The organism is Bacillus sp. EB106-06-01-XG163 (assembly GCF_058791615.1).
Window position 1 is genome coordinate 102,474 of record NZ_JBYTDS010000011.1, and the last position, 13,311, is coordinate 115,784.

The window sequence follows — 13,311 nt, forward strand, 5'->3', positions numbered from 1 at the left end:
ACCCTATCATTTATATGTCAAAGCATTATTTAAGTTGAATAATTTTTTGAAATGAGGTAAAAATAAAGAGTGCTGCGATTTTTCTGTGTCATTCCTTCTTTTGAGTACTGGGAAATTTTCAAATTCTACCGCATACAGACGATATAAATATTGATCTTCTCAAGTTTTTGTCCTCGCTTCCTTCAAAACTCATTAAGACATTCCTTTTTTAAAAAAGCGCCGATCATGGGTGGAAGTGTTACCGATAGAAGTTCCTGAACGTTTTATAAAAGAATGTGCTTTGGCGGAATCATGCGAAGCAGCCGATTTGAATGAAAACAGCAATACATTGACTATGAAAAGCGTGGTGTTTTTATGAAAGACGTATCTATTTCCTCTTTGGAAAATATGAAATTAAAAGAACTATATGAACTGGCCAGACATTATAAAATCTCCTACTACAGCAAACTGACTAAAAAAGAATTAATCTTTGCCATTCTGAAAGCCAACGCCGAGCAGGAGGATCTTCTGTTTATGGAAGGCGTGCTCGAAATCATCCAATCGGAAGGATTCGGCTTCCTCAGACCGATTAATTACTCGCCAAGCTCAGAAGACATCTACATTTCTGCTTCTCAGATCCGCCGCTTTGATTTAAGAAACGGTGACAAAGTATCCGGCAAGGTGCGTCCGCCGAAAGAAAATGAACGCTATTACGGACTTTTGCACGTTGAAGCGGTAAATGGAGATGATCCGGAATCTGCGAAAGAGCGCGTCCATTTTCCTGCGCTGACTCCGCTTTATCCGGACCGCCAAATGGTGCTTGAGACGAAACCGAATTATCTCTCAACAAGAATTCTTGATATGATGGCTCCCGTCGGTTTCGGCCAGCGCGGTCTGATCGTGGCGCCGCCGAAAGCCGGTAAAACCATGCTGCTGAAAGAAATCGCTAACAGCATTACGACAAATCAGCCTGACGCTGAATTGATCGTTCTCTTAATTGATGAAAGACCGGAAGAAGTAACGGATATTGAACGTTCCGTAGCGGGCGATGTCGTCAGCTCGACGTTCGATGAAGTGCCGGAAAATCACATTAAGGTAGCGGAGCTTGTGCTTGAACGGGCGATGCGTCTCGTTGAACATAAAAAAGACGTTATCATTCTGATGGACAGCATTACCCGCCTGGCACGGGCCTACAACCTCGTTATCCCGCCAAGCGGACGTACGCTTTCCGGCGGGATTGACCCGGCTGCGTTCCATCGTCCGAAGCGCTTTTTCGGTGCCGCGAGAAACATTGAAGAGGGCGGCAGCCTGACCATTTTGGCGACGGCGCTCGTAGACACGGGCTCCCGGATGGATGACGTCATCTATGAAGAGTTTAAAGGAACGGGCAACATGGAGCTTCACCTTGACCGTTCTCTTGCGGAAAGACGGATTTTCCCGGCGATCGATATCCGCCGCTCCGGCACACGGAAGGAAGAGCTGCTCGTGCCGAAAGAGCATCTTGACCGTTTATGGGCGATCCGCAAATCGATGTCTGATTCTCCGGACTTCGCAGAGAAGTTTATGAGAAAAATGAAAAAAACAAAAACGAATCAGGAATTCTTCGATCTGATCAACCAAGAATGGAAGCAGGCAAACCTTTCATCATCAGCCCGCCGCTGATAAAAAATGTATTTGCAAATGCAGTAAATGACTGATATAATTCTCTCATATGCGTTCCGGATTACTCCGGAATAATAACTCTGTTTCCACACGGGATTCAGGGCGGAAGGAGATGGATACAATGAAAGCAGGAATTCATCCTAATTTCAAAAAAGCAACAGTTAAATGCGCTTGCGGAAATGAATTTGAAACAGGCTCAGTAAAAGAAGAGGTACGCGTTGAGATTTGCTCTGAATGCCACCCATTCTACACTGGACGTCAAAAATTCGCTTCTGCTGATGGTCGTGTTGATCGCTTTAACAAAAAATACGGTCTTAAGTAATAATAGATTTTACAGGCAGGCAAGAATTGCTTCTTGCCTGTTTTTTATGTCCATAAACAGGAAAAAAAGGGGAGCGGATAGCCTATGTACATAATGAAGCAAAGCGGATGGCTTGAGCTGATATGCGGCAGCATGTTCTCTGGGAAATCAGAAGAGCTGATCCGCAGAGTGAAAAGAGCGACATATGCGAAGCAGGAGGTCAAGGTATTCAAACCTGCCATTGATAATCGCTACAGTGAGGAGGCCGTCGTTTCTCACAACGGCACATCCATGACAAGCCACGTCATCTCGTCTTCGGCTGAAATATGGGATCATATCAGTGAAAGCACGGACGTCATCGCGGTAGATGAGGTGCAGTTTTTCGGCGAATCGATCATCGGCGACTTATCCTCGCTTGCGGATAAAGGCTATCGTGTCATCGCGGCCGGACTTGATATGGATTTCCGGGGAGAGCCTTTCGGCGTGGTGCCGAATCTGATGGCGGTTGCCGAATCGGTGACGAAGCTGCAGGCGGTCTGCTCCGTTTGCGGGTCGCCGGCAAGCCGTACGCAGCGTTTGATTGACGGGAAGCCCGCTTCCTATGATGATCCGGTCATTTTAGTCGGCGCATCGGAGTCATACGAAGCGAGATGCAGACATCATCACGAAGTGCCGAAAAAAACAGACTGATAAATAACCCTTTTCATGAAAACACCGGTAAAAAATCCGGTGTTTTTTTGACGTTTTTTCAAAAATTGTAGTTAAATAACTTAAAAAAGAGTATGAAAAAATTAAGTAATTTTCATCTCTTGAATTTTCATTTTTACAGGCATAAAATGACTAAGTAATGTAAATAGTTATGAGACATTGTTCGAATAATTGTCAAAAAAAGATATAGCAGATCGCGATCACACTAGCCAAAATGGGTAATTACTTAACTTTGTTAACTATTTGAAGAAAGAAGGAGATTTTCTTGAATAATATTAAAGTAACGAAGGAAGGCAACTTAGAAACTACTTTAAGAGGAAAAGAAGTTCTATCTATCCCTACTTTAAATAAAGGTGTTGCGTTTTCAGCAGAAGAAAGAAAAAGCCTTGGATTAGACGGGCTGCTTCCTCCGACAATTCTGTCTCTTGATGAGCAGGCAAAACGCGCATACGAGCAGTTTCAAGCTCAGCCGGACCGCCTTCGCCAAAACGTGTATTTGAATGATTTGCAAAACCGTAACGAAGTTCTTTTCTTTAAATTGCTTCAAAACCATCTTCGTGAAATGCTGCCGGTTGTTTACACACCGACTGTCGGTGAAGCGATTCAAGAATACAGCCATGAGTACAGAAGACCTCAAGGGATTTACCTTTCTATCGACAACGTGGAAGGGATTGAAGAGGCATTTGAAAACCTTCATGCCACTGCCGGAGATATTGATCTGATCGTTGCGACAGACTCAGAAAGCATCCTCGGAATCGGTGACTGGGGTGTAGGCGGTATCAACATCGCCATCGGTAAATTAGCGGTATACACAGCTGCCGCCGGTATTGACCCAAGCCGTGTTATTCCTGTCGTTCTTGACGTCGGTACGAACAATGAAAAACTTCTGAACGATCCTTTATACATCGGTAACCGCCATGAACGTATCCAAGGCGAACGTTACGAAGCTTTCGTTGACGCTTATGTAAAAGCTGCGCTTAAATATTTCCCTAAAGCTCTTCTTCACTGGGAAGACCTTGGAAACAAAAACGCGCGCAATATCATGAAGAAATACAACCATGAAATTCTTACATTCAACGATGACATTCAAGGAACAGGCGCGATTACGCTTGCAGGTGTGCTTGCGGCTATGAAGAAAACAGGCGCGTCTATTAAAGACCAGCGTGTGGTTGTCTTCGGTGCGGGATCTGCCGGAATCGGAATCGCTGACCAAATCCGCGACACTATGGTGCTTGCCGGTCTTTCTGAAGAAGAAGCCAACAAAGCGTTCTACACAATGGACTACAGAGGCTTGTTAATTGAAGGTATGGAAAACATTCTTGATTTCCAAGAGCCGTACCTGCGCACAGCTGAAGAAATTAAAGATTGGAAACGCGATGAAAACGGACAAATTCCTTTCATTGAAGTGATCCGTCAAGCGAAACCGACAATCTTAATCGGTACATCAGGCCAAAGCGGCGCGTTCAGTGAAGAAATCGTCAAAGAAATGGCAAAACACGTTGAGCGTCCGGTCATCATGCCGATGTCTAACCCGACACCGCTTGCTGAAGCCGTTCCTAGCGATCTTTTCAAATGGACTGACGGCAAAGTGCTTGTGGCGACAGGAAGCCCGTTTGACAATGTAGAGTACAATGGCGTTTCTCATGAAATCGGACAATCTAACAACGCATTCGCGTTCCCTGGACTTGGTCTCGGTTCAATCGTTGTAGAAGCGAAAGTGATTACTCCTGCAATGTTTGCGGCAACTGCTGACGCAATCGCAGAAAGCGTTGATTTTGAAACACCGGGTGCAGGCCTTCTGCCGAGCATGAGCGACTTACAAGAAGTTTCAATTAAAGTTGCGATCGCCGTAGCGGAAACTGCCATTAAAGAAGGCGTGGCAAACCGCATTCCTGAAAATGTAGAACAAGCCGTTCTTGATGCAATGTGGAAACCGCAATATAAACAAGTTGTCGCTAAATAATTTTTACGATTAATTTTACAGTCCGAGGGAAAGCTTTTATGTAAAGGCTAAAGTATACGGACATTAAGGATTTGGAGGAGAACATTTTGAGCTTCTTAGATATTTTAATCCTCCTGGCGCCGATCTTTTTCGTGATCGTGCTGGGATGGTTCGCAGGTCGCTTCGGAAGTTATGACGCGAAGTCAGCAAAAGGGGTAAGCACCTTAGTTACGAAGTACGCGCTTCCGGCGCATTTTATCGCAAGTATTTTAACCACTTCAAGAAGTGCGTTTTTATCACAGGTTCCTTTGATGGTCGCTTTGATCATTGGGATTGTCGGATTCTTTATCGTCATTCTGTTGGTTTGCAAATTTATCTTCAAGTATGATTTAACGAATTCATCTGTATTTTCTTTAAACTCTGCACAACCGACATTTGCTTTTATGGGTATTCCCGTACTAGGAAGCTTATTCGGAGCAAGCGAAGTAGCGATTCCTATCGCCGTTACGGGTATCGTGGTTAACGCCATCCTTGACCCGCTTGCGATCATTATCGCTACTGTCGGTGAGTCATCTAAGAAAAAAGACACTGAAAACGAGAACTTCTGGAAAATGACTGGTAAGTCTATTCTTCACGGTCTTTCCGAACCGCTTGCGGCTGCACCGCTTATCAGTATCATTCTGGTACTCTGCGGTGTAACACTCCCTGGCTTGGGAGAAAAAATGCTTGATCAGCTCGGAAGCACAACATCAGGTGTTGCGCTCTTCGCCGTCGGTGTAACTGTCGGTATCCGCAACATTAAGCTCAGTCTGCCGGCTTTCGGTATCGCTTTGTTAAAAGTTGCCGTTCAGCCTGCGCTGATGTACTTGATCGCTCTTGCAGTCGGACTTCCGGCTGACCAGATCACTAAAGCGGTATTGCTCGTTGCATTCCCTGGATCTGCGGTAGCGGCGATGATTGCCACACGTTTCGAAAAACAAGAGGAAGAAACTGCGTCCGCGTTCGTGATCAGTGCGATTTTATCTCTCATCTCACTGCCGATCATCATTGCGCTGACTGCATAATGAAAAGCTCCCTGTTTCAGGGAGCTTTTTTGATTAGAATTGAAATTTAAAAGGCGAAAATCTCGTTTTTTTTCTGGGTTTCTTATGTTCTGAAGAAGCGGCTGTTTCTGAGAGGGGAGCTGTCTGGGCAAGTTCCTGGATGCGGGAGGCCAATGTCTGCAATTCGGTATTGAGGTCGTCAATTTCCCGTCTGTGCTGAAGAAGCTGATAAGACACCCCTTCATCCGCCTTTTGTTTCAGCTGGCGTTCAAGCTCCTCTATCCTTGAAAGCAGATGGTTCTCACCTTGTTTCTCTTTCGTGAGAATGTCCAGTTTGCGCTCCAGCTCTGCCAATCTTTGTTCAGCGCCGCCATTGATTTTCGGACGCTGCAAAATGAAGCCCGTCCGTTTTTTCGGCTGCCGGGGCACTTGAACGTCCAGAAGGGCAGTGCCTTCAGAAATTTGCCGTTTGACCGATTTCAGCACATCAAGATCCTCAGGTGTAAAGGAATAATGTCCGAGCTCATTCCGTTCAGCCGGAAGATTCAGCTGTTTGACCCACCTTTGCACCGTTTTTGCGGAGACGCCGAGCTCTTTCGCGGCCATGTTTGTATTCATGATCACATACCTCCTTTTTGCTAGGTATTCGACCATGAGGCGGCGTTCCCTTCATGTTAGACAAAACAAGAAGGAATTCGCCAAAGAAAGCGGCATTTCTTCAAAAAACTTACGCTTCATACAATTCAAGCGGAAGCTTGTCGGGATCAAAGAAAAAGGTAAACCGTTTCCCCGTCAGCGGATCGGTTCTGATCGGTTCTGTGCCGACGCCCTTTTCCTTTAACTCTCTGACGGCTGCTTCAAGATCGTTTACGGTGAAAGCGAGATGCCGGAGACCCGCGGCTTCCGGTCTGGTCGGCCGTTCGGGCGGATCGGGAAAGGAAAACAATTCAATCGCGTACGCGCCGTCCAGCGCAAGATCAAGTTTATAAGATTCCCGTTCCTTTCGGTATGTTTCTTTTATAATGCCGAAGCCGAGAATCTCGGTGTAAAAAGCTTTCGACTTTTCATAATCAGAGCATATGATTGCTATATGGTGGATGGATTTCAGCATATCCGCCCCTCCTTTTTTGCTTCAGTATAACAGAGGCGAATTGCTTTTGACTGGCGATAAGCCCTATACTATAATGAGAATGTTACGCACAGGAAAACAGAGGTGAAGACCGTGTTAGACCGTTTACAGTCAATTGAACAACGATACGAAAAATTAAATGAGCTTTTAAGTGATCCGGAAGTGGTCAACGATCCGAAAAAGCTTAGAGAATATTCGAAAGAGCAATCTGATATACAAGAAACCGTTGAAGTCTATAGACAATACAGAGACGCATCAGAACAGCTTGCCGATGCGAAAGCGATGCTTGAGGAAAAGCTTGATGCCGATATGAGAGAAATGGTGAAGGAAGAAATCTCCGAACTGCAGGGAGAGACGGAAACCTTATCAGAGCGTTTGAAAGTGCTCCTCATCCCGAAAGACCCGAACGATGACAAAAACGTAATCATGGAGATCCGCGGAGCAGCGGGAGGAGAAGAAGCCGCGCTGTTTGCGGGAAATCTCTACAGAATGTACTCCCGTTACGCCGAAATCCAAGGCTGGAAGACTGAAGTCATGGAAGCAAACGTGACCGGAACGGGCGGTTATAAAGAAATCATCTTTATGATTACGGGAAAAGGCGCATACTCCAAGCTGAAGTATGAAAATGGCGCGCACCGCGTACAGCGTGTTCCGGAAACGGAATCAGGCGGCCGTATTCATACATCCACGGCGACGGTGGCGTGTCTTCCTGAAGCGGAAGAAGTAGAAGTGGACATTCACGAAAAAGACATCCGCGTCGATACATTCGCATCAAGCGGACCGGGCGGACAAAGCGTAAACACGACGATGTCGGCCGTACGCCTGACGCATTTACCGACCGGTGTCGTCGTTTCCTGTCAGGATGAAAAATCTCAGATTAAAAACAAAGAAAAAGCGATGAAGGTGCTCCGCGCCAGAATCTATGACAAATTCCAGCAGGAAGCTCAGGCTGAATATGATCAGACCCGTAAATCAGCCGTCGGTTCAGGCGACCGTTCCGAGCGTATCCGCACATACAATTTCCCGCAAAACCGTGTGACGGATCACCGCATCGGCCTGACGATTCAAAAGCTGGATCAAATCCTGGAAGGCAAGCTTGATGAAGTGGTTGAAGCGTTAATCGTAGAAGACCAGTCAAGCAAGCTCCAGCAGGCGGAAAATTAAGATGAAGACCGTTTTTGAAGCCCTAAGCTGGGCTTCTTCTTATTTAACCGAAGCGGGAAGAGAAAAAAACGCGGCCGAGCTGCTGTTGTTAAATGATACCGGAATGGACCGGAGCAAGCTTCTCGCAAGTCTGCAGGAGGCCGTCGGCGAGGACGAGCTTTATCGATTCAGGCGGCACGTGGAGATGCATAAAGAAGGTATTCCGATTCAATATATTATCGGGAAAGAACAGTTTTACGGCAGGGAATTTTTTGTGAATGACGATGTTCTCATTCCGCGTCCGGAAACGGAAGAAGTCGTCTTTCATCTGCTGGACAGACAAAAGCGGGTATTTTCCGAGGCGGAACGACTGAACGTCATTGATATCGGTACGGGGAGCGGTGCCATTGCGGTGACGCTCGCCCTTGAATGCGGACATTTTTCAGTATCGGCTTCGGATATTTCAAAAGAAGCGCTGCAGGTGGCGGAAAGAAATGCGCAAAACCTCGGAGCGGACGTCTGTTTTTTGCAGGGAGATCTGTTAACTCCTTTTATTTCATCAGGGAAAAAAGCGGATATTATTGTTTCCAATCCGCCGTATATTTCTGAAGAAGAAATGGCGGATTTGTCGGATATCGTCCGTTTCCATGAGCCGCTTCATGCTCTTACGGACGGCGGTGACGGTTTGAAATTCTACAAGCGGTTTATGGAGGAGCTGCCTCTTGTCATGAAAGATAAAGCGCTTGTCGTCTTTGAAATCGGATATAATCAGGGGAAAGCCGTGAAAGACCTGTTCCGTCATTCCTTTCCGAATGCGGAAGTGGAAGTCGTACAGGACATCAACGGAAAAGACAGAACCGTATCCGCGGTCATCACATCATGAAAAAAGCCCGCCGGTGACGCACACGGCGGGCTTTTGTTACAATGGAAAGAAAATGAAAGGGGCATCCGCCTTGAAAAAAGCGTTCGCCTTCGGATGTATACTCGCCGCCGCAGCTTATGCGGCGGGGTTTGTTCTGCCGTTTGGCGTTGATATCATTTTCGGCGCCGTTACGGCTGTTCTTATCGTCACAGCGATCATCGTTTCCGGGTTGGCCGTAAGCGGAGCGGAGCAGCGGGCCAATTATCATTCTGAAACAGAAGAAGGACGGCACGCCCGTTTAAAGATGGCCGCCGTTTTCTTTTGCGCCGCTCTCCCTTCAGCCGGCTGTCTGCTGATTACGCTTCTGTAGCCGGATTTTGTCTTTGCAGCAATACGGAATCCCATACCCAATAGACGACGGCTGTTAAAACCGCAAAGATATAAAAGGCTGAATTAGAAAACAGAGATTGGCCTGACGGCTGCAAAAGACCGAAGATGATCCCGTTTGCAATGAATGACACCCCTAAATAATAAAGAAAATACAGCGGATGAAATCTCTTCGGCTTTTTATTCAGAAAGTATTGAAGCGGCAGCGCAAAAATCAAATAAGGAAACAAAAAATAAAACGCCATCGAAATGAAAGCCGCGATAATGAATTGATGAACATACAAAATAGAATAAATGACAGACATACATGCCGCCGACAGCAGCACGGTGTAATTATATTTCATCTGAAAACCTCCTATCAAAATAATATCGTACCATATTTTGAATCTGTCAATGCAGATTATCAGCTTGCTAGATTTTTTTCTTCCCGCCGGTTTAAACCTTTTCCGTCATGTCCATAATGGGACTAGATAAAAAAAGCACGGAGAGGAACGGTGGGGACCGATGAAACAGACAATGATGATCTGCATATATATTTTTCTTTTATTATCAGGAGCGCTTGCGGGTTTGACAAAAGAAGAAACGGCGCGGGCATCAGCCGATGAGCCCGTCGTCATACCGGATGAAGCGATCCGGCTCAGAATTTTGGCCAACAGTGATAACGATGAAGATCAAAAGCTCAAGCGCCAGATCAGAGATGCTGTAAACAAGCAAATCACGGACTGGGTGAAAGATATCACTTCCATTGAAGAAGCGCGGCGGCTCATTCGTTCGAAGCTTCCTGAAATTAAAGAAATCGCCAAACAAACGATGAAAGAAAAGGGTGCGCATCAGTCCGTTTCAGTTCAATTCAATAAAATCTCGTTTCCGACAAAGCTCTACGGCAATATGGTCTATCCGGCCGGAAAATATGAAGCGATTTTAATTACACTCGGCAATGGCGAGGGCGCCAACTGGTGGTGCGTCTTGTTTCCGCCGCTGTGCTTCCTTGATTTCTCAAACGGCGAAGCGGTGAAAGATCAGGAAGACGGCGGACAGAAGCAGGAAGAAACGCAGAAACAGACTAAAAAAGTGCTGGATGACGTAAAAGCAAAGGCTGATAAAGCGAAGAAAGAAAATAAAGATGACGATGATACAGAAGTGAAGTTTTTCCTCGTCGATTGGATTTCAGATCTATTTTCCTGAAGTAAAAGGCATAAATCCGGATTCGATTCATAGATTGGAAGAAAGAGTTGATCGAAACGGAGGGAAATATATGTTTTATCAGCTGAGAGTGGCAAGAGATCAAGATACGGAGGCGCTGGAGGCCTTTTTGAAAAAGGCTGATACGGCACATGCGGAAATCGATCAGCAGATCAGCCGGTTTATCGTACTGGAAGACAGCGAAAAAATGATTGCCGCCTGTCTCGGGATCGAAAAATTCAGCGGCGGAAAAGGGCTTCTCCGTTCACTCGTCATGTCGGACAGGCTGAATCAAAGCCATATCGTTACACTGTTTCAAAGTATGGATGTGCTGTGCAAAAAACATGAGATTCAAGATGTCTACTTAGTCGCCAATCAGCCCTCATCTGCTGAGTTTCTGAATGTGATGGGATTTGAAGCGTGCGCCGATGCGCCTGATGAACTGTATACGTCCGAACATTTCCGCAACTCGTTATGCACAGAAGGTTCGTTTTTAATGGTGAAAACCTCTGCCTGATCTAACTTATACACAAGGTTATCCACTTATTAAAAAGTGTTGTCCACAGTTTGTGGATAACACTTGTTTTATTAAAGGACATCTTTTATACTTTCAAAAGGAATACACGAGAGAAAATAAAGTTTTACCGCTTTAAAATAAGGAGTTTGGTTCTACATGAAAACAAGAAGATGGTTTGTGGATTGTTCCGCAGAATTATCCACAACCGATCCCCAGATTACACAAGCCGCGGAATTGCTGCGGCAGAATGAGGTTGTGGCTTTTCCGACAGAAACCGTTTACGGACTGGGCGCTAACGCTGAAAATACGGAAGCCGTAACGAAAATATATGAGGCGAAAGGAAGGCCGAGCGATAACCCGCTGATTGTGCATATATCCCATATCAGCCAGCTTGATCGTTTTATCAGCCATATTCCTGAGACGGCGAAAAAGCTTATGAAGCTATTCTGGCCGGGGGCGCTGACCCTTGTTCTGCCGTGTAAGCCCGGTGTGCTGTCACCCCGTGTCACCGCGGGACTTGAGACGGTAGCGGTCAGAATGCCTGATCATCCGGTAGCATTAGCCCTCATCAGCTCGGCCGGACTGCCGATCGCCGCGCCGAGCGCCAATTTATCAGGAAAACCGAGCCCGACGAAGGCCGAGCATGTAGCTCATGATTTAAACGGCCGCATTGCCGGTATTGTGGACGGCGGCGCGACGGGAATCGGAGTGGAATCAACCGTTCTGTCCTGTACGGGGAAACAGCCCGTGCTGCTTCGTCCGGGCGGCGTGACAAAAGAGCAGATTGAATCCGCCGCCGGTTCGGTTCTTGTGGATAAAGGGCTGACCGAAGAAGATGAGGTTCCTATTTCTCCCGGTATGAAATATACACATTACGCGCCTTCTGCGCCGATGGCTATTGCCGACGGCGGCGCCTGGAGAATTCAAGAACTGGCAGACGCATATAAAAGCCGGGGGAAACGAATCGGCATTTTGACAACAGAAGAGAACGCCGATAGTTACCAGGCTGATTATATCAAGGTCTGCGGCAGACGCGCCGACCTTGAAACAGTGGCGTCCGCCTTATACGATGCGCTCCGCAGCTTTGATGAAGCGGAAGTGGACATGATTATTTCTGAGTCCTTTCCGGATACCGGAGTGGGGCTCGCCGTGATGAACAGGCTGATGAAAGCCGCAGGCGGCACCGTTATCCATTAACTTGTTCTACCCCTTATCGGACATGCATAAGCTAAACAAGCGGGCACGTCCAAGGGGGTTTTTATTTCATGTCGAATCTATTCATCGGGGAACTTGTCTCCTTAAGCATCATGGCATTTGCTTTGGGGACGGATGCCTTTTCCGTCGGGCTCGGAATGGGAATGATTCAGCTGAAGAAAAAACAGATTTTTCATATAGGGGTTGTCATCGGGCTGTTTCATGTCATGATGCCGCTTGCGGGAATGGCGGCCGGGCATCTGCTGTCCGGTTTTCTGGGGATGCTTGCCGTTTACATCGGCGGATCTCTTCTTTTCATTTTAGGGGTGCAGATGATCATCGCCGCGTTTAAACAATCAGACGGGCCGCTCATATCTCCGGCAGGCTCGGGACTGTTGCTGTTTGCGGTCGGTGTCAGTCTGGACAGCTTTTCTGTCGGGCTCAGTCTCGGGATGAACGGTTCCAACCCGTTTCTGGCCGTTACGCTGTTCGGGGTCTTCAGCACCGTTTTAACATGGGCGGGCCTTTTGGCGGGAAGAAAGGTGCAGTCGTGGCTCGGCTCGTACAGCGAAGCGCTCGGCGGAGCCATTTTGATCGGATTCGGGCTGAAACTGCTTTTACCGGTATAAGATACGTAAAAAAAGAAACGAAGATGCCGTTTCTTTTTTCTTCATTTATAATAGGCAGTAAGAGGTGACGGACATGAAAATAATCTTTGTATGTACAGGCAATACGTGCCGCAGTCCTATGGCTGAGGCTCTTTTTAAATCCATTGCAGAAACGAAAGGGCTGGACGTCAGCGTAAGCTCGGCCGGCGTATTCGCGTCTCCGAACGGAAAAGCGTCAGCCCATGCCGTGGAAGCGCTGTTTGAAAAACGGATCGCTCTCAATCACAGTTCATCTCCCTTATCGGAAGAACATATCGAGACGGCTGATCTGGTGCTGGCGATGACGGAACAGCACAAACAGCTGATTGAAGGCCGATATCAAAACAGTCAGGGCAAAGTCTTTACCATTAAAGAATACGTAACGGGGGAAAACGGCGATATCTCTGACCCGTTCGGCGGTCCGCTTGATGTTTATAAACAGACGCGGGACGAACTGGAGGAGCTGCTGACCCTTTTGGCTGATCAATTGCTTGACGGAAAAAGCAAGTAATCTGTCAGAAAATCTGCAAACAGGTCATTTGCAAAACGAATGTGAAAGAGTAGAATGAAATCAACGGATTTCGTAATAAAAAGGACAAGCACACTGGGCTGTCT

At 46.8% G+C, this 13,311-nt stretch carries 16 protein-coding genes and 1 pseudogene; 14 read left to right on the top strand and 3 right to left on the bottom strand.

The window, feature by feature from the left end; translation table 11 throughout:
• Window positions 1-149: 149 nt before the first annotated feature.
• The 6 genes and pseudogenes from AC3WTF_RS13900 to AC3WTF_RS13925 all read left to right on the top strand — a co-directional run bounded on the left by AC3WTF_RS13900 (window position 150) and on the right by AC3WTF_RS13925 (window position 5,656).
• Window positions 150-358, top strand: a pseudogene (locus tag AC3WTF_RS13900) (hypothetical protein).
• Window positions 355-1,641, top strand: coding sequence for a transcription termination factor Rho (gene rho, locus AC3WTF_RS13905; RefSeq protein ID WP_003151107.1), 1,287 nt, complete (start codon window positions 355-357; stop codon window positions 1,639-1,641). Before AC3WTF_RS13900 ends, rho begins: the two are co-directional and overlap by 4 nt.
• 121 nt (window positions 1,642-1,762) lie before the next feature.
• Complete coding sequence (gene rpmE / locus AC3WTF_RS13910; RefSeq protein WP_003151132.1) at window positions 1,763-1,963, top strand: 50S ribosomal protein L31; 201 nt, start codon at window positions 1,763-1,765, stop codon at window positions 1,961-1,963.
• Window positions 1,964-2,047: 84 nt separating this feature from the next.
• Window positions 2,048-2,632 carry a thymidine kinase gene (locus AC3WTF_RS13915; RefSeq protein ID WP_007614390.1) on the top strand — a complete coding sequence of 195 codons (585 nt, stop codon included), beginning with the start codon at window positions 2,048-2,050 and terminating at the stop codon, window positions 2,630-2,632.
• A gap of 283 nt (window positions 2,633-2,915) precedes the next feature.
• Window positions 2,916-4,613, top strand: coding sequence for an oxaloacetate-decarboxylating malate dehydrogenase (gene malS, locus AC3WTF_RS13920; protein ID WP_007407609.1), 1,698 nt, complete (start codon window positions 2,916-2,918; stop codon window positions 4,611-4,613).
• A gap of 86 nt (window positions 4,614-4,699) precedes the next feature.
• A complete protein-coding gene (locus tag AC3WTF_RS13925) occupies window positions 4,700-5,656 on the top strand; it encodes an AEC family transporter (protein ID WP_007407608.1) in 957 nt (318 codons plus the stop codon).
• Between the two features lie 33 nt (window positions 5,657-5,689).
• Here the strand turns inward: AC3WTF_RS13925 and racA are convergent, their stop codons facing one another.
• Both racA and gloA2 read right to left on the bottom strand, forming a co-directional pair.
• On the bottom strand, window positions 5,690-6,253 hold the full coding sequence (gene racA / locus AC3WTF_RS13930; protein ID WP_015418422.1) for a chromosome-anchoring protein RacA: 564 nt from the start codon (window positions 6,251-6,253) through the stop codon (window positions 5,690-5,692).
• 109 nt (window positions 6,254-6,362) lie between these two features.
• Window positions 6,363-6,746, bottom strand: coding sequence for an SMU1112c/YaeR family gloxylase I-like metalloprotein (gene gloA2, locus AC3WTF_RS13935; RefSeq protein WP_003151138.1), 384 nt, complete (start codon window positions 6,744-6,746; stop codon window positions 6,363-6,365).
• Between the two features lie 111 nt (window positions 6,747-6,857).
• On the opposite strand from gloA2, the gene prfA reads away from it, so the two are divergent.
• The 3 genes from prfA (at window position 6,858) to AC3WTF_RS13950 (ending at window position 9,139) form a co-directional block, all read left to right on the top strand.
• A complete protein-coding gene (gene prfA / locus AC3WTF_RS13940) occupies window positions 6,858-7,928 on the top strand; it encodes a peptide chain release factor 1 (protein ID WP_003151139.1) in 1,071 nt (356 codons plus the stop codon).
• A gap of 1 nt (window position 7,929) precedes the next feature.
• The gene (gene prmC, locus AC3WTF_RS13945; RefSeq protein WP_020956471.1) at window positions 7,930-8,790 is read left to right on the top strand and encodes a peptide chain release factor N(5)-glutamine methyltransferase; all 861 of its coding nucleotides are present in this window, start codon (window positions 7,930-7,932) and stop codon (window positions 8,788-8,790) included.
• Between the two features lie 70 nt (window positions 8,791-8,860).
• The gene (locus tag AC3WTF_RS13950) at window positions 8,861-9,139 is read left to right on the top strand and encodes a DUF5316 family protein (protein WP_020954349.1); all 279 of its coding nucleotides are present in this window, start codon (window positions 8,861-8,863) and stop codon (window positions 9,137-9,139) included.
• Here AC3WTF_RS13950 and AC3WTF_RS13955 read toward each other — a convergent pair.
• Complete coding sequence (locus AC3WTF_RS13955; RefSeq protein WP_003151143.1) at window positions 9,126-9,500, bottom strand: UPF0715 family protein; 375 nt, start codon at window positions 9,498-9,500, stop codon at window positions 9,126-9,128. The genes AC3WTF_RS13950 and AC3WTF_RS13955 overlap by 14 nt on opposite strands.
• Window positions 9,501-9,660: 160 nt before the next feature.
• Between AC3WTF_RS13955 and spoIIR the strand changes: the two genes are divergently transcribed.
• The 5 genes from spoIIR (at window position 9,661) to AC3WTF_RS13980 (ending at window position 13,207) form a co-directional block, all read left to right on the top strand.
• Window positions 9,661-10,341 (top strand): stage II sporulation protein R, encoded by a 681-nt coding sequence (gene spoIIR / locus AC3WTF_RS13960; RefSeq protein ID WP_007407604.1) that lies wholly within the window; start codon window positions 9,661-9,663, stop codon window positions 10,339-10,341.
• 70 nt (window positions 10,342-10,411) lie between these two features.
• Complete coding sequence (locus AC3WTF_RS13965) at window positions 10,412-10,855, top strand: GNAT family N-acetyltransferase (RefSeq protein WP_007407603.1); 444 nt, start codon at window positions 10,412-10,414, stop codon at window positions 10,853-10,855.
• A 156-nt stretch (window positions 10,856-11,011) separates the two neighbouring features.
• Window positions 11,012-12,052: an L-threonylcarbamoyladenylate synthase gene (locus AC3WTF_RS13970; RefSeq protein ID WP_492314285.1), complete on the top strand. Its 1,041-nt coding sequence runs from the start codon at window positions 11,012-11,014 to the stop codon at window positions 12,050-12,052.
• A gap of 68 nt (window positions 12,053-12,120) precedes the next feature.
• Window positions 12,121-12,678: a manganese efflux pump MntP gene (locus AC3WTF_RS13975; protein WP_007407601.1), complete on the top strand. Its 558-nt coding sequence runs from the start codon at window positions 12,121-12,123 to the stop codon at window positions 12,676-12,678.
• A 73-nt stretch (window positions 12,679-12,751) separates the two neighbouring features.
• A complete protein-coding gene (locus AC3WTF_RS13980) occupies window positions 12,752-13,207 on the top strand; it encodes a low molecular weight protein arginine phosphatase (RefSeq protein ID WP_007407600.1) in 456 nt (151 codons plus the stop codon).
• The last annotated feature ends 104 nt before the right edge of the window (window positions 13,208-13,311 follow it).

What these genes read in the sequence shown, in the direction of transcription:
- AC3WTF_RS13965 (WP_007407603.1), top strand. Translation starts at nt 10,412, where the DNA reads ATGTTTTATCAGCTGAGAGTGGCAAGAGATCAAGATACGGAGGCGCTG.
- racA (WP_015418422.1), bottom strand. Translation starts at nt 6,253, where the DNA reads ATGAATACAAACATGGCCGCGAAAGAGCTCGGCGTCTCCGCAAAAACG.
- prmC (WP_020956471.1), top strand. Translation starts at nt 7,930, where the DNA reads ATGAAGACCGTTTTTGAAGCCCTAAGCTGGGCTTCTTCTTATTTAACC.
- AC3WTF_RS13915 (WP_007614390.1), top strand. Translation starts at nt 2,048, where the DNA reads ATGTACATAATGAAGCAAAGCGGATGGCTTGAGCTGATATGCGGCAGC.
- AC3WTF_RS13975 (WP_007407601.1), top strand. Translation starts at nt 12,121, where the DNA reads ATGTCGAATCTATTCATCGGGGAACTTGTCTCCTTAAGCATCATGGCA.
- gloA2 (WP_003151138.1), bottom strand. Translation starts at nt 6,746, where the DNA reads ATGCTGAAATCCATCCACCATATAGCAATCATATGCTCTGATTATGAA.
- AC3WTF_RS13970 (WP_492314285.1), top strand. Translation starts at nt 11,012, where the DNA reads ATGAAAACAAGAAGATGGTTTGTGGATTGTTCCGCAGAATTATCCACA.
- rpmE (WP_003151132.1), top strand. Translation starts at nt 1,763, where the DNA reads ATGAAAGCAGGAATTCATCCTAATTTCAAAAAAGCAACAGTTAAATGC.
- AC3WTF_RS13980 (WP_007407600.1), top strand. Translation starts at nt 12,752, where the DNA reads ATGAAAATAATCTTTGTATGTACAGGCAATACGTGCCGCAGTCCTATG.
- rho (WP_003151107.1), top strand. Translation starts at nt 355, where the DNA reads ATGAAAGACGTATCTATTTCCTCTTTGGAAAATATGAAATTAAAAGAA.
- spoIIR (WP_007407604.1), top strand. Translation starts at nt 9,661, where the DNA reads ATGAAACAGACAATGATGATCTGCATATATATTTTTCTTTTATTATCA.
- AC3WTF_RS13955 (WP_003151143.1), bottom strand. Translation starts at nt 9,500, where the DNA reads ATGAAATATAATTACACCGTGCTGCTGTCGGCGGCATGTATGTCTGTC.